Source organism: uncultured Mycobacterium sp., assembly GCF_964249325.1.
Lineage (GTDB): Bacteria > Actinomycetota > Actinomycetes > Mycobacteriales > Mycobacteriaceae > Mycobacterium.
In genome coordinates, this window is sequence record NZ_CAXUCH010000009.1 from 18,005 (window position 1) to 38,354 (window position 20,350).

Genomic DNA, 20,350 nt, shown 5'->3' on the forward strand with positions numbered 1-20,350 from the left:
CTCCTGGGTTGTCCGGCCCTTCGAAAGTGCCTTGGCTTCCAGCTTTTCCGAGTATTCCTTGCCCTTCTGCGCGGCTTCCAGGCTGACGTCCTTGAGGATCACCTCGATGCCGGCCTTGGCGCACACATAGGCGATCGCTGCGCCCATCATCCCGGCACCGAGCACCGCGACCTTCTTAAACGTCGTCTTCTCGTAGCCCTCGGGTCGCGAGCCGCCGGAGTTGATGTGCTGCAGGTCGAAGAAGAACGCCTGGATCATGTTCTTGGCGACTTGAGAAGTCACCAACGAAGCGAAATACCGGCTTTCGATGCGGGTGGCGGTATCGAAGTCGACCTGTGCGCCCTCCACCGCGGCGGCCAGGATGGCGCGTGGCGCGGGCATCGGCGCTCCCTTGAGCTGCTTGCGCAGGTTCGACGGGAACGACGGCAGGATCGCTGCCAGCGACGGTGACGACGGAGTGCCGCCGGGCATCTTGTAACCCTGCTTGTCCCATGGCTGCACATGCGCATCCGGGTTGGCCTTGAGCTCCTCTTTAATCCAGGCCTTCGCCCTCGGCACCAATTCCTCGACGGTCGGCAGCACCTCGTCGATCAACCCGATCTCCTTGGCCTTGGCCGGCTTGAACCGGGTGCCTTGCGCGAGGATGTTGACGAACGCGTTCTGGATGCCGAACATTCGCACCGTGCGGGTGACTCCCCCGCCACCGGGCAGCAGCCCCAATGTCGCTTCCGGCAGACCGATCTGGCTGCCCTTGACGTCGGCGGCGATGCGGTGATGACACGCCAGCGCGATCTCCAGGCCGCCGCCGAGTGCCGCTCCGTTGATTGCGGCGACGACGGGTTTGCCGAAAGTCTCCAGGGTGCGCAGATCCTTCTTGACCCTCTCCACGGTGTCGAAGAACTGCCCGGCGTCCTCGGGACGCGCCTTCACCATCGCGGTCAAATCCCCGCCGGCGAAGAAGGTCTTCTTGCCGCTGGTGATCGCCACCCCGGTGATCGAATCCTTCTCGGCGACAAGGCGTTCCACCGCCTTGCCCATCGACTCGATGTAGGCCTCATTCATCACGTTGGCCGACCCCGACGGGTCGTCCATGGTCAGCGTGACAATGCCGTCGGCATCCTTGTCCCACTGGATGGTGTTGTCCGTCATTGCTGTTCGAAACCCTCTCAGACTCGTTCAAGGATGGTGGCTACGCCCATGCCGCCGCCGATGCACAGCGTCACCAAAGCGCGCCGGGCGTTGCGGCGCTCCAGTTCGTCGACCATGGTGCCGAGGATCATCGCACCGGTGGCTCCCAGCGGGTGGCCCATCGCGATCGCGCCGCCGTTGACGTTGAGCTTCTCGTCCGGAATGTTCAGGTCCGGATCAGCCTTCGTGTCGTTGAGCCACGCGACAGGCACGGAAGCGAACGCCTCGTTCAGCTCGAACAGGTCGATGTCGTCGACGCTGAGCCCGGCCCGGTCGAGCACCTTGCGGGTGGCCGGGGTCGGGCCGGTCAGCATGATCGTCGGCTCGGCGCCGCTGGTGGCGGTGGCCACGATGCGCGCCCGTGGCGTCAGGCCCTGGGACTTGCCGGCAGATTCACTCCCCACCAGCACCAGCGCGGCGCCGTCGACGATGCCCGAGCTGTTGCCGCCGGTGTGGACGTGGTTGATCTTTTCCACCCAGTGGTACTTCTGCAGCGCCACGTCGTCGAAGCCGCCGAGTGCCGCCACCGTTTCGAAGGCGGGCTTGAGCTTGGCCAGGCCCTCCATCGTGGTGTCGGGCCGCATGTGCTCGTCGTGGTCGAGGATCAGCAGGCCGTTCTGGTCGCGGACCGGCACCGACTTGGTGAAGTAGCCGCCCGACCAGGCCGCCGCGGCGCGCTGCTGGCTACGCAGCGCATAGGCGTCGACGTCCTCGCGCGAGAAACCCTCGATGGTGGCGATCAGATCGGCGCCGATGCCCTGCGGCACGAAGCCCAGGTCGTAGTTGGTGGCCGGATCCAGCGCCCAGGCGCCGCCGTCAGAACCCATCGGCACCCGGCTCATCGACTCCACACCCCCGGCCAGCACCAGGTCGTCCCACCCGGAGCGCACCTTCTGCGCGGCAGTGTTCACCGCTTCCAGGCCAGAGGCACAGAACCGGTTGAGCTGCACCCCGCCAGTCGTGTCGGACAACCCGGCAGCCAGCACCGCCGTGCGGGCGATGTCGCCGCCCTGGTCGCCAACCGGCGACACCACGCCCAGGATGACGTCGCTGATCATCGTCTCGTCCAGGTCAGGGAAGCGGTTGCGCAGTTCGTGGATAAGGCCGACGACCAGATCGAGCGGCTTGACCTCGTGCAGCGATCCGTTCTTCTGCTTGCCGCGCGGCGTGCGGATGGCCTCGTAGATGAAGGCTTCTTCGGACATGGCTGATTCCTTTGGTTTCGGATAGTCCTGTGCCCGCCACCCTAACAGCAGGCCCGATCAACCTGTTGGTTGGGACAGCGGCGACCGTTTCTTGCCCAGCGTGACGCTGCGGTCACGTTCACGCTCGAGCGTGACTCCACCGTCACCCTGGGGAGCGCTCTACTCTCAAGACCCATGACGGTGTCGCGACTGCAGCCGTACGCGACCACGGTGTTCGCCGAAATGTCGGCGCTGGCCGCGCGCGTCGGCGCGGTCAACCTCGGTCAGGGCTTTCCCGACGAGGACGGCCCACCTGGGATGCTGAAGGCCGCCCAGGACGCGATCGCGCAGGGCGTCAACCAATACCCGCCAGGGATCGGGATCGCGGAGCTGCGGCAGGCCATCGCCGCGCAGCGCAACCGGCACTTTGGCGTCGAATACGACCCGGACACCGAGGTGCTGGTGACGGTCGGAGCGACCGAGGCCATCGCTGCGGCGGTACTGGGACTGGTGGAGCCCGGCGACGAAGCGATCCTGCTCCAGCCGTTCTACGACTCGTACTCGCCGGTGGTCGCGATGGCCGGAGCCCAACGGGTCGTCGTGCCGCTGGTATCCGATGGCCGCGGCTTCGCGCTCGACGCCGACGCGCTGCGGCGCGCAGTGACGCCGCGCACCAAAGCGTTGATCGTCAACTCGCCGCACAACCCGACCGGCATGGTGCTCACCGCAGACGAAGTAGCCGCCATCGCCGAAATCGCCAACGACGCAGACCTCTTGGTCATCTCTGACGAGGTCTACGAGCACCTGGTGTATGACGGCCGCCGTCATCTGCCGCCGGCCACCTACCCGGGCATGGCCGAGCGCACCATCACCATCTCCAGCGCCGCGAAGATGTTCAACTGCACCGGCTGGAAGATCGGATGGGCATGCGGCCCAGCACAACTCATCGCCGGAGTGCGGGCGGCCAAACAATACCTGAGCTACGTCGGCGGAGCCCCGTTCCAGCCGGCGGTGGCCCATGCGCTCAACAGCGAAGAGGCCTGGGTGGCTGGCCTGCGCAGCCGCTTGCAGGAACGGCGTGACCGGCTGGCCAACGCCCTGGCCGAGATCGGCTTCGAGGTCCACGACAGCTCGGGCACCTACTTTTTGTGCGCCGACCCCCGCCCGCTGGGCTACGACGACAGCACCGCGTTCTGCGCGGCACTACCCGTGAAGCTCGGCGTGGCCGCGATCCCGCTGTCGGCGTTCTGCGACCCCACCGCTGAACACGCGCGCGTCTGGAATCATCTGGTGCGGTTCACTTTTGCCAAGCGCGACGACACCCTCGACGAGGCCATCCGGCGGCTGACGGCGCTGCGCGACGGGCCGGCTATTGCGGCTGACGCGCGTCCTTGGTCTTCCCCATGACCCGCTCGCGCAGGCCCTCGGTCGCCGTGCCCAAAACGATGTTGCTGGCCCGCTTGACGATGAACTCCGGAATCGGCCCCGAAGGTTCGACGGTGATGTCGAAACGCACCCGCGTCTTGTCGATGCCCTCCCGTTTGAGGGTGTACTCGACGTGCTGGCCATGCTGCTGGAATGTCGCTTCGGCATCCCAGACCACCCAGTCGGGGCCCCAGTGATATTCCAGGATCTCGTTGTCGACCAGACCGAAAATCTTGATGGTGGCCTTCACGTGGTGGGGCCGGCCGTCGTCGTAGCGGTCGAGTACTTCAACCTGTTTGTGTACCGGTGACCACGACGTCAAAGTGTTGATATCGGCGAGCGCCTCCATGATCACGTCCGCCGGCGCGTCGATAACGATTTCTCGCGATGCTTGTACCGCCACCTCGCCACCTACTTCGACTGCTCGGCGCCGACACCACCCGTGACGCGCCTGCGCAGTCCCTCGGTCGCAGCTTGCAGGACGGTCTTTCGGGCTCGTTTGATCAGAAATTCCGGTATCGGCGCTGAGGGTTCGAGCGTGATGTCGAAGCGCACGCGGGTCTTCTGGTCGCCTTCGCGTTGCAGCGTGTACTCGACATGCTGGCCGTGCTGGTGAAGGGTCTTCTCGGCATCCCACACCACCCAATCTGAGCCCCAGTGGTATTCGAGCAGTTCTTGGTCGACGATGCCGATCACCTTGACGGTGACCTTGACGTGGTGCGGCCGACCGTCCGGATAGGTGTCGATGACTTCGGCTCGCTTGTGCACCGAGGACCACGACGGCACGGCATCGACGTCGGCGAGCGCCTCGATGATCGCTTCCGGCGGCGCGTCGATGACGATTTCTTTCGATGCTCGTACGGCCACTACCACCAAGCTAGCAACGCGCTCGGCCTTCGACGGCAAATCCGCGCTACCAGCCGATTTCGTCCAGCGGTGTGGTCGCGGCCGGCGGCGGTCCGACTGCCCCGGCCGGTGTGCGGGAAAACCGCGGCGCGGGCGCCGCCTGGTCGACGCCGTTGACGTTGATCACCGTGGCGCGTGCGGTCATTTGCGGGTGGGCGGCGGCTTCGGCCCACGTCAACACCGGTGTGACACAGGCGTCGCTGCCGCCGAATATCTCCGTCAACACGTAGCGGGTCTTGCTGGCCAAGCGTGAGGTGAAGACCTCGAGCATCCGTGCGTAGCCGCCGATGTCCAACTGGTTGGGCACCTCGTCGGCGCTTAGCCCCAGACCGCTGAGCAGCTCGGCGAAGAACTGCGGTTCGATAGCGCCGACGGCCATGTAGTTGCCGTCGGCGGTCTCATAGCAGCGGTAGAACGGAGCGCCGCCGTCGAGCAGGAAGGATTCGCGTTCGTCACGAAGGGCGCCGGTCGCCTTCATCGTCCACATCATCTGCGCCAGCATGCTGACGCCGTCCACCATCGCGGCGTCAATGACCTGCCCTGTGCCCGAACGCTCGCGTTCGTATAGCGCGGCGACGATGCCCAACAGCGCCAGCATCGAACCGGCGCCGAAGTCGGCGACCAGGTTCAGCGGCGGCAGCGGCGGCCGGTCGCGATAGCCGAGCGCCGACAGCACACCGGTGGCCGACAAATAGTTGATGTCGTGACCCGCGGTCGCGGCCAGCGGACCCTGCTGTCCCCACCCGGTGATGCGGGCGAAGATCAACCGCGGATTGACCGCCGCACACTCGTCGGGGCCGATGCCGAGCCGCTCGCACGTGCCGGGCCGAAAGCAGTCCAGCAACACGTCGGCCTTGGCGGCCAACCCCAGCAGCGCCCGCGGCTGCGTCTTGACATCCAGGTCGACGATGCGTTTGCCGCGGTGCAGCAAGTCGCGGTCCTCAGGCGGCATCGTGAGCCCGCCGGGGCGGCGCACCCGCACTACATCGGCGCCCAGATCGGCGAGCACCATTCCGGTATGCGGTCCCGGCCCGATGCCCCCGAGTTCAACGACCTTCACTCCCGCCAGCGGTCCCTGGCGGGTCAAGACCGACCCTTCTTGACGCTCAGCACCCGCTTGCGCAATCCCTCGGTCGAAGTGTCCATCACCCCTTTGATGGTTCGTTTGAGCAGGAACCCGGGCAGCGGCACCATCGGGTCGATCACGATCTCGAACTTCACCCGAGTCTTGTCGCCCTCCGGTGTCATGGTGTAGACGGCGTCCTGCGATCGCTGCTGACTGGCGCTGACCAGGGTCCAGCTCACGGTGTTGTCGCCCCAGGTGTAGGCCACCACCTGCTCGTCGGTGATGCCGGCCGCCTTGACTTTCATCCGCGCCACCTTCGGCCGCCCGTCATCTCCCCTCTCGACCACTTCAGAGCTCTGATGCGCCGACGACCACTCGGTCAGCGACTCCAGGTCGGCGATGACGTCGAGAATCTCCTCGGGACTTGCTTCGATGACGACTTCGCGAGTTTCCTTGATTGCCATGGCCCGCACCATAGCCAGCCGCGGCAGTCCCGGAGGTGGTTTTGGCCGAGGGTAGCGTCGTGGTCGTGAGTGGTCGCGAAGATTCCTCTTACACCGTCGGTGACTATCTGCTCGATCGACTCGCCGAACTCGGTGTCTCCGAGATCTTCGGTGTACCCGGCGACTACAACCTTGAATTTCTCGACCACATCATCGCTCATCCCGATGTTCGTTGGGTGGGCAACGCCAACGAGCTGAACGCCGGCTATGCCGCCGACGGTTACGGGCGACTTCGCGGAATGTCCGCTGTGGTCACCACATTCGGGGTTGGTGAGCTCTCGGCGGCCAACGCGATCGCCGGCAGCTACGCCGAGCACGTGCCTGTCGTGCACATCGTCGGCGGTCCGTCCAAAGACGCCCAAGGCACGCGTCGGGCGCTGCACCATTCGCTCGGCGACGGCGACTTCGAGCACTTCCTGCGGATCAGCCGCGAAATCACCTGTGCACAAACCGCGCTCATGCCGGCGACGGCCACCAGGGAAATCGATCGGGTGCTTTCCGAAGTGCGGGAACAAAAACAACCCGGGTACATCCTGATGGCCACCGACGTGGCGCGCTTTCCGGCCGAACCGCCGGCGGCCCCGCTGCCGCGCTATACCGGCGGCACCAGCCCCCGGGCGCTATCGCTCTTCATCGAAGCCGCAACCAAACTCATCGCCGACCACCAAGTCACCGTGCTGGCTGATTACCTCGTCCATCGCCTCGACGCAATCCCCCAACTCGAGGCGTTGTTGGGGGCCGATGTGGTGCCGCATGCGACCTTGATGTGGGGCAAAAGCCTGGTCGACGAAAGCGCACCGAACTTCCTGGGCATCTACGTCGGCTCGGCCAGCGCCGCACCGGTACGGCGCGCGATCGAGGAAGCACCAGTACTGGTGACGGCCGGCGTGGTGTTCACCGACATGGTCAGCAGCTTCTTCAGCCAGCGCATCGACCCGGCCCGCACCATCGACGTCGGAGTCGACCAGAGCACCGTGGCGGGCCAGGTGTTCGCCCCGCTGGAAATGGCTGCCGCGCTGGATGCGCTGGCCACGATTGTCGCTCGGCGTGGAATCACATCTGCGCCGGTCATGCGGGCATCGGAACCCGGCCCTGTGGAGAATCCGCCGCGAGAGCAACCGCTGAATCAGAAAACTGTGTGGGACAGGCTTTCTGCCGCGTTAACGCCGGGCAACGTGGTGCTCGCCGACCAGGGCACATCTTTTTACGGGATGGCATGCCACCGGCTTCCTCAGGGTGTGACGTTTATCGGCCAACCACTGTGGGGATCGATCGGCTACACCTTGCCCGCGGCGCTCGGGGCCGGCTTGGCCCATCGGGATCGCAGGACGGTGCTGCTGATCGGCGACGGCGCCGCACAGTTGACCGTCCAGGAGCTGGGCGTCTTCTCCCGTGAAGGCCTGACGCCGGTCATCGTCGTGGTCAACAACGACGGCTACACGGTCGAACGAGCAATACACGGAAAAACCGCGTGCTACAACGACATTGTGAAGTGGAACTGGACCGACGTGCCGCGCGCACTCGGGGTGACGAACCACCTCACGTTTCGGGCGCAGACCTACGGGGAGCTCGACGACGCGTTCACCGCCGCCGCCGAACATCAGGACCGGATGGTGTTCATCGAAGTCGTCGTGCCCCGCTTCGACGTCCCTGACCTGCTCGCCGAACTGGCCCAGCCCACCTCGCCGGACGGCAGTGCCCGCCGATGAGCCGGCGGCTATCGGTCTAAGCGCGCTTGGCGGTCGGTGCGCGAGGACGCGATGATCGCGCGGACGGTACGTCGACAGCGGCCACACTCCGCGCCGGCGCCACATGTCTCGGCGACTTCCTTTGTGGTCGATGCGCCTTTCGCGACGACGTCGGCCACCTTCTGGCTGGTGACACCATTGCAGAGCACACATACATCGGTTGATCCGATCAGTGCGTCTCGTCGATCCGCATCATGTGAAGGAATCGACCGATGAACATCGGCGGATAGGCGCCCCTTCCCGCACCATCCATCCACTCCGCCGCCGTGTCCGGATGGTCGATCCAGCGCCGCGCATTGGCGTCGTTGTCGATCTGCTGAAGGATCATCACCTCCCGCGGATCGTCGAACGCCCGGTAAATCCATGTCTTTTCGATGCCGGCAGCCTTGAACCTGTCCAGTGCGAGATGGACCTGCTCAACCAAGGTCGAGACATCTGCTACTGAAGTCATCGCGGCAAGAATCACGCGCGGGGGCTCAGCCGGCGACGGCTGGGTCAGTTCAATTCTTTCGACAGTCTCGCCGGCGAAGACCGCCGGAATGTCTTTGACCCCGACCGCGTCAAACCAGTCGAAGAACACCCGCGACCTCAGCAGGTCGACGATCGGCTCGCGGTTGCGAACCCCAATAGTCACCAAGACACGGCCGTATTCCACGGCCGACGCGTACACCACCACATGGCGCGCGCCGATTTCGGCGAGCGCCGACTTGCGGCGCTGAAGCAGCGGCCACACCCGCGTCGGATCGGGGACGCGGTAGTCTGACGCGATCACCATTGACTGCAGGTCGACAGAGTTCATCGTAGTTGGTCCTTCATCACCTTCCTGGCAGCGTTCAGCGGCAGTTCGTCGACAAATTCGACGTATCGCGGAACCTTGAATCCCGCCATCCGTTGTCTGCACCAGGTGATCAAATCTTCTTGTGAAACGCCAGCTTTCAGCACCACGAAAGCCTTGCCGACCTCGCCGAGCCGCTCGTCGGCAACGCCGATCACCGCCGCTTGCGCCACTGCGGGATGCTCAAGCAAGAAGCCCTCGATCTCCGCCGGGTAGGCGTTGAACCCGCCCACAATGAACATGTCCTTCTTGCGTCCGTCGATCCGGAGCCGACCTGCCGAATCCAGGCTACCCAGATCGCCAGTGTGCAGCCAGCCGTCGTTTGTCGATCGCCTCCGCGGTCGCCGCCGGGTCATCGAGGTAGCCCTGCATGACGTTGTATCCCCGGACAGGACCACACCGTCGCCGGCAATGCGCACCTCGATCCCATCGCAGGGTGTACCTGCAGTGGTCGCGATGTCCTCGAAGGAATCGCCCCGGCGCGAGGCGGTGACCGTTCCGGCTTCGGTCAATCCGTAGCCGGTCATGATCGACTCGAACGGCAGCTCACTGCGCATCCTGCGAACCAGTCACGGGGATATCCGCCGCTCCGGTCACCGCAGCCCGCAATGACGACAGATCGCTCTTGCCTTGCGCCGCCAGCAGCGAGTGATACAGCGTCGGGGGACCGGGCAGCATAGTAACGCGTTCGCGCTCAATCAATTCCAGGACCTGATTGATCTCAAAGACTGCCACGGGGATTATGGTGGCGCCCCGGATCAGCGATGCGACGCAGCCCGCTTTGTACCCGAACGTGTGAAAGAATGGGTTGATGATCAAATAGCGGTCGCCTTCGCGCGGGTCGGCCAGATCACACCAATCCGCATAATTTTGCAGTGTCTGTGCATGGTTCATCATGACGCCCTTGGGCCGTCCTGTGGTGCCGGAGGTGTATAGGACATCGGCGATGTCGTCGGCGCTGACCTTGCGTTCGAACGGCGAGCCGCTGGTGAGGAAGTCTGACTTCAGGTCGATCGCGGGCACACCGGCAGGAGCCGCGAAATCTTCGCCAAGGAAGCCCTTTTCGACAAGGACGACTTTGGCACTGCTGCGGCGGATGATGTCGGCGGCCTCAGCGGTCTTGAAGCGGGTATTGACGGGGACCAGCACACCGCCGGCGGTCAGCAGGCCGAAAGCGGCGATGATCCATTCCGCGCAGTTGGGCGCCCAGATTGCTACCCGGTCGCCCTTATCGATACCGATTGACGCGAACGCGCCTGCAGCGCAGCGGATCCGGTCGACGAACTGGGTGAAGCTGAGCCGCAGCGAACCGTCGACGATCGCTTCGGCGTCGCCGAAGCGGTCCGCCGCACTCAAAACCATCTCGGGGATGGTCGCCCAGTTCGAAATCGGCGCCGTCACACCGATACGAGACGAGAAAGGTTGCCGCCCATGATCTTCGCCTGGTCTTCCACGGGCAAGTGCTGCAGCGCATCGGCGAAGTGGCGAGGCTGGGCAAGACCTTCAGGATGCGGATAGTCGGAGCCGAACAGCACCCGGTCGACCCCGATCAAGTCGATCAGGTCGGTCACTCTATCCTCATAGAACGGGCTGACGTGGATGCGGTTCTTGATCTCCTCGACCGGGTTGCCCGGGAAGCTCTCCGGCGTCTTCTTGTACACGTCGGCCAGCTGGTCCAACAGCGGTGCCAACCACTTCGACCCGTTCTCGATCACCGCAACCTTCAACTGTGGGAACCGGAACAGTGCACCGTGAATCACCCAGGACGCCAACGCATCTTGCACCGGCCGCCACTCGGTGAGCATGGCGAACGCATTGGTCTGGAAGGGCAGCATCTCCTGGTCGGTGCCATCCCACTCAGCGGTGTATCGAGCATAACCGGAATCCGACGAATGCATGGCCACCAGCACGTCATGCTCGACGACGCGTTGCCAGAACGGGTCGAACTCCGGCAACGCGAACGACCGTGGACCGCGATATCCCGGCACCGGCGCGGGCCGCACCAGGATCGCCCGCGCGCCGCGCGCCACCACCCACTCCAGCTCCTCGATTGCCTTCTCGCGGATGGGCAGGCTCACCACCGGCACCGTGAAAATCCGGTTCTGGTAGTTGAAGCCCCACACCTCGTCGAGCCACTGGTTCAGCGCATGCACCACTACGCGACATCGCAGGCACCGAAAAGGCTTGCCGGACATCGGCTCTCTTCGCCGTCGGCAGCGGCTAAAGACACGTCGACTGCTGACCATCCGATCTCCCATGTCGGTCCGGCCGGCCCCAGACCGTCGCGTCGCAGCCGAAGTCCAGGGAACGGCATTGACAGTTACTCTCAAATAGCCATAGGCTCCTAGCTATAGAGTCGCTCGTCGTAGCGCGGGTCGAGTAGTACGACGCTCTACACACAATGGCAGCTTGTCTGCGCCCAAGGAAAGGCAAAGCGTGGAACCCGGAAACACCAAGACCTTCAAAGTCATTCAATGGGCGACCGGTGGTGTCGGCAAGGCGGCGATCGAGGCCGTGCTCAATCATCCTGGACTGGAACTGGCCGGCTCCTGGGTCCACAGCGGCGACAAGCACGGCCGCGACGTCGGTGAGATCCTGGGTCGCGAGCCATTGGGTGTCCAGGCCACCTCGGACAAGGATGAGGTCCTTGCGCTCGACGCGGACTGCGTGATGTACTCCCCGCTCATTCCCAACGACGACGAAGTGAAAGCCATTCTGCGGTCGGGCAAAAACGTTGTCACACCGGTCGGCTGGGTGTACCCGGACCGAACCGATCCGCGCGTGCAAGCCATCGAGCAGGCCTGCCTCGACGGTGGCGTGACGTTGCATGGCTCAGGTATTCATCCCGGCGGGATCACCGAGAAGTTCCCGCTGATGATTTCGGCGTTGTCCACGGCGATCACGCATGTGCGGGCCGAGGAGTTCTCCGACATCCGCACGTACAACGCGCCCGATGTGGTGCATCACATCATGGGCTTCGGAGCCACACCTGATGAGGCTGCTCGCAGCCCGATGGCCAGCTTGCTGGAGGGTGGCTTCAAATCCTCGGTGTGGATGGTGGCCGACTATCTGGGATTCCGCGACCCCACCTTTTCATCGACTCAGGAAGTCGCGGTCGCCACCGCCCCCATCGACGCGGGCTACCTCCAGATAGAACCCGGCACTGTGGCCGCGCGCCGCTTCCGCTGGCAGGCGCTGGTCGACGGCCAGCCGGTGATTGCCGCCGCGGTCAATTGGCTGATGGGTGAAGAACACCTGGAACCGAATTGGAGCTTCGGGGAACGTGGTGAGCGCTTCGAAATCCAGGTCACCGGCGACCCCGACGTCGAATTGATTGTCAAAGGCTTGCAACCGGAGTCGATCGCCGAGGGCCTGCGGCGAAACCCCGGCGTGGTCGCCACCGCCAATCACTGCGTGCACGCGATCCCGCATGTGTGCGCCGCCGGGCCGGGCATCAAGACGTATCTCGACCTGCCGATGATCGCCGGGCGGCCCGCGCCCAGACTCGCCGGGGCGGTGCGGTGATCCTCGACGATTTCCGGATCACCGATCAGGTCGCCATCGTCACCGGCGGCGGTGCCGGCATCGGTCGCGGCACCGCGGTTGCGCTGGCCGAGGCGGGAGCCAACGTGGTGGTGGCGGCCCGCACGAAATCCAATCTGCATGACACCGTGCGCCAAATCGAGCAGACGGGTCGCAACGGGCTGGCAGTGGTCACCGACGTGATGATCGAGGAGGACTTGACCAATCTGGTCGAGACAACCGTGGCGCAGTTCGGGCGCCTCGACATCCTGGTCAACAACGCCGGAGGCACCGCTCCCCGCCCGGCGATGGACACCTCGTCCGAATACTTCTCCACCGCACTGCACTTCAATGCCACTGCGCCGTTTGTGCTGTCGAGGACGGCCGCTCAGGCCATGGTCGACACCGGCGGGGCAGGGTCCATCGTCAACATTTCGTCGCGTTCCGGCGACATGGTGATGACCTCGATGGTCGCCTACGCGGCCGGCAAAGCCGCGCTGAACATGATGACCTTCAATCTCGCCGCCGAGTGGGCGCCGCGGGTGCGGGTCAACGCGATCGGTGTCGGCGGCGTCGCGACTCAAGCGATGGACTTCGTCATGGGCAACGACGCGCTGCGCACGCAGTTCGAGCAGAACACCCCGATGCGCCGCATCGGCACACCGCGCGACATCGCCGCGGCCGCGGTGTATCTGGCTTCGCCCGCGTCGTCGTGGGTCACCGGTGTATTCCTTCGCGTCGACGGCGGCACCACCGCACCGGCCTTCACGATCCCGGTGCCGCCGCTAGGGCAGCAAGCACGATGACCGACCACACTGCGGCGAAAAACCCGCCCGCCAAGCCCTCGTCGCTGCGAGACCGCCAGCGCGCACAGATCCGCGCCGACATCCGAATGGCGGCCTACCGACTGTTTGCCGCTCACGGTTTCGACAACGTCACCACCGAGCAAATCGCAGCCGCCGCAGGTATTTCGCCAAGCACCTTCTTTCGACACATCACCAGCAAAGAAGAACTGCTTTTGGACCAGGTACGGCGCGGTTGGGAGGCCATCGCGTCGCTGCTCGAGCAGCGTCCTAGCGAAGAGTCACCCGACGCGGCGCTGGCCCGCGCGATCGAAGCCCGCACCGGCGCTTTCCAAGACAGCGAGACCGAACAATGGCGCGCCGCCATTCTGGCCGCTCCCAGTCTGCTCGACAAGGTCACCATGGCTCCAGAGGACAAGAGCCGGCTGGTCAAACTCACCGCCGCCCGCATGCGCACCGACCCCGAGCATGACATCCGACCCGCCTTGCTAGTCCACTTGGCCTTCGCCGCAGCAGATTTCGCGTTCCAGCAATGGGTGCGTACGGCCACCGACGATCATCAGCCGCTTCAGGTTGTGGTGTCTGAGGCGTTACAGGCCGTCATGCATCCCCGCTGGCAACCGCGGCGCAACCGAACCGCCCGACCCAGAAAAGGCATGCGTCGCTAGCTGATTGGAGGAGCACATGGGGCAGTGGTCACGCGACGAAATCGAGCGCGCCTTCCACGACTACAGCCAGGCCGTCGTCGAGATAGGCCGCAGCGCGGACTGGTCCCGTTACGCAGACCTGTTCACAGACGACGCCGTCTACCTGGAGCATGTATACGGGGAAATGCATGGCAGAGAACGGATCCGCGAGTGGATCGCCTCGACGATGAGCGAGTTCCCCGGCTCGGAGATGCCGTTCTACCCAGCCGAGTGGTACACCATCGACGAAGATCGAGGCTGGGTCATCGGGAAAATCCTCAACCGCATGAAGGACCCCGGCGACGGCAGCATCCATCAGGCCCCGACCCTGACCGTGCTGCACTACGCCGGCAACGGGCTGTGGAGCTATGAAGAAGACGCCTACAACCCGCTCAATTTCCTGGCGATGGTCCACGAATACACCAAGCGTTGCCAGGCCCTGGGCACTATTTCCGAGGAAGCGCTCGCCTTCGCCAAAAACATGAACTGGCAACTGGACTGACGTGGCGAGCCGCAAGCGGGTTGTCGTCGCCGGGCTCGGCGACAGCGGTGTCCTGGCCGCGATCCGACTGGCTCGCCACGCCGACGTCGTCGGAATATCAGCCAAACCGGGCTTGGTCAGCGGCCAAGAGCTGGGCTGGCGGCTCAGCCGCCCCGATCAGTGGGCCCGGGTGAACTGGATCCCGTTCGACCGGTTCCGTGGCCTGGACCGGGTCCGGATCGTCCACGCCTCGCTGACTGGTATAGACGTAAAAACCCGAACGGTGTTCGCGCACAGTGCCGACGGCTCACTCCTCACCGTGGATTACGACGCCCTGGTGATCTCGACCGGTGTGACAAACGGGTTCTGGCGACAGCCCAGCCTGCAGGCAGCTTCCGAGGTCAATGCCGATCTGCGCATGATGCACGACCGCCTGGCCGCCGCCGAATCGGTCATCGTGATCGGCGGCGGTGCCGCGGCGGTGAACAGCGCCGCCCAACTCGCCACCACCTGGCCCGCCAAACGGGTCGACCTGTACTTCCCCGGTGAAGGCGGGCTCGTCCGCCATCACCCGCGGACCTGGGACCGCGCCGCCCGCCGCCTCGCCGACCTCGGGGTGCGGCTTCATCCGGGTCACCGGGCAGTGATAGCCGACGGCTTCGACTGCGATCGAATCACCAGCGAACCGGTGCGATGGAGTACTGGACAACCGCCGGCATCGGCCGACGCGGTGCTGTGGGCGGTCGGGCTGGTGCGGCCGAATACGGGCTGGTTGCCAGCAGAGCTGCTCGACGAGAACGGCTTTGTCCGCGTGACACCGGATCTGCGTGTTGCCGGGCATCGCGATCTGTTCGCAGTGGGAGACGTCGCGGCCACCGACCCGCTTCGCAGCTCGGCGCGAAACAGGGCCGACGCGTTGCTTGCACACAATGTGCGCGCCGCGTTCGCTGGGCGACCACTGCGCCGTTACCGGCCTCCCGGGCGGCGATGGGGCTCGGTGCTGGGTCCCCTGCCCGATGGACTTGAGGTCTACACCGCCCACGGAAGTGCTTTCCGCTTCCCCGCCTGGACATTCCACAAGGTGCTGCTGCCGCTGGTCGTGGGTTGGGGCTATTACCGCGGTGTCCGTCACAACGAACCGCTCACCCAGGGCGCTACCTCATCCGGAAGGACACGGGCACGATGACGCAGAAACCGATTCAGATTCTTGGTTTTTCGCATGTCTGCATCGCGGTGTCGGACATGGAGGCCTCCCTGCGGTTCTACCGCGACCTGCTGGGCCTCGAGGTGTTCTTCGATCTGCAGCTGGAGGGTCCGTCGATGGAAGCCGTCACGGGAGAAGTCGGGGCCCGCGGACGGATGATCGGCGGGATGCTCGGCGGCACGGTCGTGGAACTTCTCGAGTTCGCACACCGCGGTTTGGAACCACAGCAGCATGGCGCCAAGCTCGGCTATACGAACATCTCCTTGAGCGTCCGCGACGTCGATGCCACGCTAGCTGCAATCATCGCCGCTGGCATCCAGCCGGAACAGCAGCCGGTCGACATCGGCGGCGTGCGTATGTTCTTCGTACGGGACCCCGACGGCACCCCGATCGAGTTCGTGTCCTACCCGAATGGCGAACGAACGTCAGCGGAAATGTGGGGCTACGCAAAACAGTGACATTCCGACGTCCGCTGAATCAGCGCGCTGCTATGGCATCGCTCGGCTGTGGGTCGCCCTCCAACTGGTGCAGATAGCGCTCGACGAACGCCACAATCTCGGCATGCCCGAGCGACATGCCAAGCGCTTGCTCCATCACCAGCACCCGGGAAACGCTGGTGATCAGCACTGACCACACCAACGGCGGCACCTCGGCGGCATCCATGCCGTAACGCTCCAGAACACGAGATACCGCCTTGGTTTGCTCTTCGCGGAAGCGCTCTGCGTAGTAACCGATTTCGGCCTTGAGCGCCTTGCGGTGGTTGGCCAACGCGACGTACTCCATCGTCAGCGCAGTTGCCGCGGGATCGGTGCTGAACCGCCACAGCGCCCACAGGGGCTGCGTCGACTGCAGCGCTTGGACTTGCAGCCGAAGTCCGTCGTCGCCACGGCGGCGGAACGCGGCCAAGAACAACTCGTCCATCGTGCGGAAGTAGTAGTGGACAAGCTGCGGCTTGAGCGCCGCTTTTTGCGCGACTCGGCGAGAAGTAACTGCGGCATAACCTTCCTCGAGCATCAACTGCTCGGCGGCGTCAAGCAGCACGGAGCGGTTCTTGGCGTCCGGCGCCCCGATTCTCCGCGCCGATGTCATGGGTCGACTCCGTTCGCTCGTCGGACACGCCGATCGTAACGGCGCCCGACCGGGTGACCTTGACCATGACAATACCGCCATGCTAAGCAGGTGCTCAGCACCTTACCTACTCTGGCGTCGTTTTTTATCGCTGTCGATAAACCAACCGCAGTATCGGGAGGCAGACAGAGCATGACCACCTTCGAATCGGTCGATTTCTTCACCGACGCGTCTCTGGTCCCCGATCCGCACCCCTACTTCGACTATCTGCGCAGCATCAACCCCGTTCTGAAGCTGCCGTCGCAGAGGTTTATGTGTCGCGGAAGCACGGCTAAGCAACTGCCCTCACAGCACCTCACAGCGCGGGGATCACCGCTGAGGCCAGCAATTCAAGGGTCCGGTCGGACGCCCGATCATGGGTAAACAGCACCACTTGCTGAAAGCCGAGCTCTTGCAGTTCAGTTAGCCGCTCGACAATCGCCTGCGATGTGCCGATTAGACCGCCTTCACGTAGGCCGAATCCTGGTGCGCCGAAACGTTTTTCCGCGATCTGGCGGACACTGGCCAATGACTCCTCATCGGGGGCGAGCGCCATCACGGCCTCCACCGACAACACGATGGTGGCGGGATCGCGGCCGATGTCGTCGCAGATCGACCGCAGCACCGACAGTTTGTGCTCCAGCTGGCCGAGTGCGTAGGTAGGCACGTTCCACACGTCGGCGTAGCGCGCCACCAAGGGCAGGGTGTACTTCTCGCCTACTCCCCCCACGATTACCGGTGGACGCGGCTCCTGAACGGGTCCGGGCACGATCGGCATGTTGCGTACCGTGTAGTACGTGCCGGCGAAATCGATGGCACCGTTGGTGAATGCCTGGCTCAAGATCTCCAGCGTCTCGGCCAGGCGCTCGGAGCGTTCGGCGAAAGTATCCCAGGGCAGGCCCGTCCTTCTGTGCTCGTCTTCCATGGAGCCGCTGCCGATGCCGAGCTGTAATCGGCCAGCCGATATGTGGTCGAGCGTGGTGGCCATCTTGGCCAGCACCGCTGGATGGCGAAACTGGTTGCACAACACCAAATGTCCGATGCGGATGCGATCGGTACGGCTCAGTAGTGCGGCGGCTAGGGTCCAGGCTTCCAGCGAGGAGATCTCGGGCACTCCCGGTCCGTACAGGTGGTCGTAGAGCCACAGCGATCCGATACCGAGTTCCTCGCAGCGCAGAGCGCGATGCAGGACATCGTCATAGGAGAAGCCCATCTGGGGCACGTACACACCGATGTCCAAACCCGTCATCGCAGCTCCAATCGTCCGTGAGTGATGGTCTTTACACGTGCGCAGGCCGCTTCGAAAGCAATTGACTGTGCGTCGATGCCGTACGCATTCACGGTCAAGTCGGCGCCAAGAGGTGTCGGCGAAGCGAAACGCACTGCCGCCCGCCGAACCCGACCGGGATCATCGACCCCGACGAGACCGAGGACGCGGTGCGTGGATATCGCCATGGTGCACAGGCCATGCGCGAACAGGAAATCGTAGCCGCTCGCACGCGCCGCGTCGATATCGAAGTGGTGCGCCGACCAATCGGCGGACACCTCGGCGTACCGGTGCGCCACCTGCTCGTCAATGTGCTGAGTCGCCGAGCCGATCGGATCACGCCGAGCCGAATCGGGGAAGCGGTGATCGCGCGGCATCGATCCCACATCAGCCATCGACTGCAAGCCGAGCAGCAGGGTTGTCCACCATTGTTCGACCACCAGCTCGCCCTGAGCGTCGAACTGTTCGATGTGAAGCACCACCTGAGTACCTGCGCGGACCGTCCGAACCGCTGAAATCTGCGACCAAGTGTCCAGCGGCTCATCGGGAATCAGGGGACGATGCAGCACGATGTCATGCTCGCCGTGCAGACCGCCACGCGCCTGGCGCCATGCAGTTGCCGGCAGGTCCGCATTGGCTGCCTGCTGGGCGCCGAAAGCCAGGATGACCGGAAAAACGACGGGCACGGCTTTTCGGGCAAGTACCGCGGCGGTCGTGTCGCCGGTCGCTGCTGCATATGCCGCAATGCAATTCGGTTCCAGCCGCCCCGGAAAGGGCCCATGTCGTGAAACGGAACCTAGTTGGATCCGGCTCATCACGGGACGACCGGATCACCCTCGAGCTGGCGTAGGTAACGCTCAACCAGCGCGACAATCTCAGCGTGACCGGCCGAGATGCCAAGGGTCTCTTCCATGAACAGCACACCTTGCACACCGGTCAATAGGAACGCTACAGCCACGGGCGGCAGTTGCTGCGTGTCGACCCTATAGGCCTTGAGGACGTTGGCGAAAGTCGTTGTCTGTTCGTCCCGGAACCGCTCGGCATAGTAGGCGAGCTCCGCTCTCAGCTCAGCTCGGTGATTGGCCAATGCGAAGAGCTCCATGGTGAAACACTGAACGGCGGATTGTTGAACATCCGCCACAGCGCCCACAGTGGTTGCGGTGAGCTCAACGCCTTCGTGTTCGCCTTGAAGCCCTGCTCGGCGCGACGGCGAAATACCGCTAACAGCAGATCATCCATGCTGTGGAAGTAATAATGCACGAGCTGAGACCGCAGACCGGCCTGCTCGGCCACCCTGCGGCCGGTGACCGCCGCCCATCCCTCGTCGAGCATCAACTGCTCGGCCGCGTCCAGCAAGATCGTGCGGGTCTTTGCGTCCGAGGGTCCGATTCGGCGCGGTGATGCCATCGTGACGCGCAATCCTTCCCTACTGGGCGGTAATTGAACGACATCGTGGTGTCGGCCTTACCGAGTCTTGACCGCTCACACGCAGCATGTTAGGCATATGCTCAGCACTTTTAAGCGGGTGCTTAAATCCTACTTGGTGCCGGTATTCCAGCCGGCGGAGGTCGCAAATGTTCTCGATGCGTTTCGATATGCGCGCCTCTGCCATGGGCGCGCCGGCGACCGAGCTACACGCGACCGCGATCGACATGTGCGCGTGGGCCGAGACTCGCGGCTGCCTTAGCGCGGTGCTGTGCGAACACCACGGGTCCGACGACGGATACTTGCCGACGCCGCTGATCCTCGCCTCCGCGGTTGCAGCTAGGACCGAGCATCTGGCGATCACGTCGGTGGTGATTCTCCCGTTCTACGACCCGGTTCGGCTGGCCGAGGAAATGGCGGTGCTCGACATCATCAGCCGGGGCCGCGTCTCCTACATCCTTGGTTTGGGATACCGACGCGAAGAGTACGAGCACTTCGGCGTGGACATGCACGCGCGCGGACGCATCGCCGACGAGAAGTTGGACTTGCTTCGCCGGTTGGTTGCCGGTGAGGTGGTCGTCCACGATGGACGCCGCATCAAAGTGACACCAACGCCGTACACCGCTGATGGTCCGCTGATGATGTGGGGAGGCGGCAGTCTGGCCGCCGCCCGACGCGCCGGAAAGTACGGGCTGCCTTTCCTCGCTCAAGCCAATGTGCCCGGCTCACAAGAAGCATACGAAGCCGCCTGCCGAGCGCACGGTCACCAGCCCGGGATGACGTTGTTGCCCGACCGCGATACCCCCGCGGTGTGTTTTGTGGCCGACGATGTCGACCAAGCGTGGCACGAGCTTGGCCAGTTCTTGCTGCACGACGCGCGCACGTATGCCGACTGGAATCCGGGCAACGAGACATCCGCCGGAATCGCCGACGTACACACCGTTGAGGAGCTCCGCGCCAATTCCCGCTCGCACCGGATCTTCACTGTTGCCCAAGCGAT

18 protein-coding genes and 5 pseudogenes (2 of these 23 cut by a window edge) are annotated in these 20,350 nt (G+C 64.3%); 9 read left to right on the forward strand and 14 right to left on the reverse strand.

Annotated features, from left to right (window positions below):
- A pseudogene (locus ACFE99_RS02545) lies at positions 1-1,149 on the reverse strand (3-hydroxyacyl-CoA dehydrogenase NAD-binding domain-containing protein); it reaches 1,018 nt to the left of the window's first position.
- A 17-nt stretch (positions 1,150-1,166) separates the two neighbouring features.
- Positions 1,167-2,393, reverse strand: coding sequence for an acetyl-CoA C-acetyltransferase (locus ACFE99_RS02550; protein WP_375482120.1), 1,227 nt, complete (start codon positions 2,391-2,393; stop codon positions 1,167-1,169).
- A 174-nt stretch (positions 2,394-2,567) separates the two neighbouring features.
- Here ACFE99_RS02550 and ACFE99_RS02555 point away from each other — a divergent pair, with 174 nt between their 5' ends.
- Positions 2,568-3,779 (forward strand): pyridoxal phosphate-dependent aminotransferase, encoded by a 1,212-nt coding sequence (locus ACFE99_RS02555; RefSeq protein WP_375482122.1) that lies wholly within the window; start codon positions 2,568-2,570, stop codon positions 3,777-3,779.
- On the opposite strand, the gene ACFE99_RS02560 is transcribed toward ACFE99_RS02555, so the two are convergent.
- From ACFE99_RS02560 to ACFE99_RS02575, 4 genes are read right to left on the reverse strand one after another with little or no spacing between them, the layout of a single operon-like run.
- The gene (locus ACFE99_RS02560; RefSeq protein ID WP_375482124.1) at positions 3,742-4,200 is read right to left on the reverse strand and encodes an SRPBCC family protein; all 459 of its coding nucleotides are present in this window, start codon (positions 4,198-4,200) and stop codon (positions 3,742-3,744) included. The two genes, ACFE99_RS02555 and ACFE99_RS02560, sit on opposite strands and share 38 nt — an antisense overlap.
- An 8-nt stretch (positions 4,201-4,208) precedes the next feature.
- On the reverse strand, positions 4,209-4,664 hold the full coding sequence (locus ACFE99_RS02565) for an SRPBCC family protein (RefSeq protein WP_375482126.1): 456 nt from the start codon (positions 4,662-4,664) through the stop codon (positions 4,209-4,211).
- 46 nt (positions 4,665-4,710) lie between these two features.
- Complete coding sequence (locus tag ACFE99_RS02570) at positions 4,711-5,790, reverse strand: CaiB/BaiF CoA transferase family protein (protein ID WP_375482129.1); 1,080 nt, start codon at positions 5,788-5,790, stop codon at positions 4,711-4,713.
- Positions 5,787-6,233, reverse strand: a complete 447-nt coding sequence (locus ACFE99_RS02575; protein ID WP_375482131.1) for an SRPBCC family protein — start codon at positions 6,231-6,233, stop codon at positions 5,787-5,789. Before ACFE99_RS02575 ends, ACFE99_RS02570 begins: the two co-directional genes overlap by 4 nt.
- A gap of 59 nt (positions 6,234-6,292) precedes the next feature.
- Between ACFE99_RS02575 and ACFE99_RS02580 the strand changes: the two genes are divergently transcribed.
- Positions 6,293-7,981: an alpha-keto acid decarboxylase family protein gene (locus ACFE99_RS02580; RefSeq protein WP_375482160.1), complete on the forward strand. Its 1,689-nt coding sequence runs from the start codon at positions 6,293-6,295 to the stop codon at positions 7,979-7,981.
- Positions 7,982-7,989: 8 nt separating this feature from the next.
- Here the strand turns inward: ACFE99_RS02580 and ACFE99_RS02585 are convergent, their stop codons facing one another.
- From ACFE99_RS02585 to ACFE99_RS02600, 4 genes and pseudogenes are all read right to left on the reverse strand, one after another.
- A complete protein-coding gene (locus ACFE99_RS02585) occupies positions 7,990-8,190 on the reverse strand; it encodes a bacterioferritin-associated ferredoxin (RefSeq protein ID WP_375482162.1) in 201 nt (66 codons plus the stop codon).
- Positions 8,190-8,819: a fatty-acid--CoA ligase gene (locus ACFE99_RS02590; RefSeq protein WP_375482133.1), complete on the reverse strand. Its 630-nt coding sequence runs from the start codon at positions 8,817-8,819 to the stop codon at positions 8,190-8,192. Before ACFE99_RS02590 ends, ACFE99_RS02585 begins: the two co-directional genes overlap by 1 nt.
- Positions 8,816-10,217: pseudogene (locus ACFE99_RS02595) on the reverse strand (FadD3 family acyl-CoA ligase). Before ACFE99_RS02595 ends, ACFE99_RS02590 begins: the two are co-directional and overlap by 4 nt.
- Before the next feature lie 35 nt (positions 10,218-10,252).
- Positions 10,253-11,014, reverse strand: a pseudogene (locus tag ACFE99_RS02600) (amidohydrolase family protein); the annotation flags it as partial.
- 277 nt (positions 11,015-11,291) lie between these two features.
- Between ACFE99_RS02600 and ACFE99_RS02605 the strand changes: the two are divergent.
- Genes ACFE99_RS02605 through ACFE99_RS02630 form a run of 6 tightly spaced genes read left to right on the forward strand, consistent with a single transcriptional unit; the run spans position 11,292 to position 16,009 of the window.
- Positions 11,292-12,380: a dihydrodipicolinate reductase gene (locus ACFE99_RS02605; protein ID WP_375482164.1), complete on the forward strand. Its 1,089-nt coding sequence runs from the start codon at positions 11,292-11,294 to the stop codon at positions 12,378-12,380.
- Positions 12,377-13,183 (forward strand): glucose 1-dehydrogenase, encoded by an 807-nt coding sequence (locus ACFE99_RS02610; protein ID WP_375482135.1) that lies wholly within the window; start codon positions 12,377-12,379, stop codon positions 13,181-13,183. Before ACFE99_RS02605 ends, ACFE99_RS02610 begins: the two co-directional genes overlap by 4 nt.
- Positions 13,180-13,848 (forward strand): TetR family transcriptional regulator, encoded by a 669-nt coding sequence (locus ACFE99_RS02615; RefSeq protein ID WP_375482137.1) that lies wholly within the window; start codon positions 13,180-13,182, stop codon positions 13,846-13,848. The genes ACFE99_RS02610 and ACFE99_RS02615 overlap by 4 nt, the downstream gene beginning before the upstream one ends.
- Positions 13,849-13,864: 16 nt before the next feature.
- A complete protein-coding gene (locus ACFE99_RS02620; RefSeq protein ID WP_375482139.1) occupies positions 13,865-14,368 on the forward strand; it encodes a nuclear transport factor 2 family protein in 504 nt (167 codons plus the stop codon).
- 1 nt (position 14,369) lies between these two features.
- Entirely contained in the window at positions 14,370-15,533 is a 1,164-nt protein-coding gene (locus tag ACFE99_RS02625; protein ID WP_375482141.1) for an FAD-dependent oxidoreductase, read from the forward strand.
- Positions 15,530-16,009, forward strand: a complete 480-nt coding sequence (locus tag ACFE99_RS02630) for a VOC family protein (protein WP_375482143.1) — start codon at positions 15,530-15,532, stop codon at positions 16,007-16,009. The genes ACFE99_RS02625 and ACFE99_RS02630 overlap by 4 nt, the downstream gene beginning before the upstream one ends.
- 19 nt (positions 16,010-16,028) lie before the next feature.
- Here the strand turns inward: ACFE99_RS02630 and ACFE99_RS02635 are convergent, their stop codons facing one another.
- The 4 genes and pseudogenes from ACFE99_RS02635 to ACFE99_RS02650 all read right to left on the reverse strand — a co-directional run bounded on the left by ACFE99_RS02635 (position 16,029) and on the right by ACFE99_RS02650 (position 19,332).
- Complete coding sequence (locus tag ACFE99_RS02635) at positions 16,029-16,640, reverse strand: TetR/AcrR family transcriptional regulator (RefSeq protein WP_375482145.1); 612 nt, start codon at positions 16,638-16,640, stop codon at positions 16,029-16,031.
- A 334-nt stretch (positions 16,641-16,974) separates the two neighbouring features.
- Positions 16,975-17,907: an LLM class flavin-dependent oxidoreductase gene (locus ACFE99_RS02640; protein ID WP_375482148.1), complete on the reverse strand. Its 933-nt coding sequence runs from the start codon at positions 17,905-17,907 to the stop codon at positions 16,975-16,977.
- A complete protein-coding gene (locus ACFE99_RS02645; protein WP_375482150.1) occupies positions 17,904-18,611 on the reverse strand; it encodes a MaoC/PaaZ C-terminal domain-containing protein in 708 nt (235 codons plus the stop codon). Before ACFE99_RS02645 ends, ACFE99_RS02640 begins: the two co-directional genes overlap by 4 nt.
- A 128-nt stretch (positions 18,612-18,739) precedes the next feature.
- Positions 18,740-19,332 (reverse strand): annotated as a pseudogene (locus tag ACFE99_RS02650) (TetR/AcrR family transcriptional regulator).
- A 167-nt stretch (positions 19,333-19,499) separates the two neighbouring features.
- On the opposite strand from ACFE99_RS02650, the pseudogene ACFE99_RS02655 reads away from it, so the two are divergent.
- Positions 19,500-20,350, forward strand: a pseudogene (locus ACFE99_RS02655) (LLM class flavin-dependent oxidoreductase) (it continues 243 nt past the right edge of the window).

Bases quoted from the DNA above. Each gene is read 5' to 3' on its own strand.
- ACFE99_RS02635 (WP_375482145.1), bottom strand. From the start codon at position 16,640: ATGACATCGGCGCGGAGAATCGGGGCGCCGGACGCCAAGAACCGCTCC.
- ACFE99_RS02640 (WP_375482148.1), bottom strand. From the start codon at position 17,907: ATGACGGGTTTGGACATCGGTGTGTACGTGCCCCAGATGGGCTTCTCC.
- ACFE99_RS02550 (WP_375482120.1), bottom strand. From the start codon at position 2,393: ATGTCCGAAGAAGCCTTCATCTACGAGGCCATCCGCACGCCGCGCGGC.
- ACFE99_RS02630 (WP_375482143.1), top strand. From the start codon at position 15,530: ATGACGCAGAAACCGATTCAGATTCTTGGTTTTTCGCATGTCTGCATC.
- ACFE99_RS02575 (WP_375482131.1), bottom strand. From the start codon at position 6,233: ATGGCAATCAAGGAAACTCGCGAAGTCGTCATCGAAGCAAGTCCCGAG.
- ACFE99_RS02555 (WP_375482122.1), top strand. From the start codon at position 2,568: ATGACGGTGTCGCGACTGCAGCCGTACGCGACCACGGTGTTCGCCGAA.
- ACFE99_RS02615 (WP_375482137.1), top strand. From the start codon at position 13,180: ATGACCGACCACACTGCGGCGAAAAACCCGCCCGCCAAGCCCTCGTCG.
- ACFE99_RS02620 (WP_375482139.1), top strand. From the start codon at position 13,865: ATGGGGCAGTGGTCACGCGACGAAATCGAGCGCGCCTTCCACGACTAC.
- ACFE99_RS02590 (WP_375482133.1), bottom strand. From the start codon at position 8,819: ATGAACTCTGTCGACCTGCAGTCAATGGTGATCGCGTCAGACTACCGC.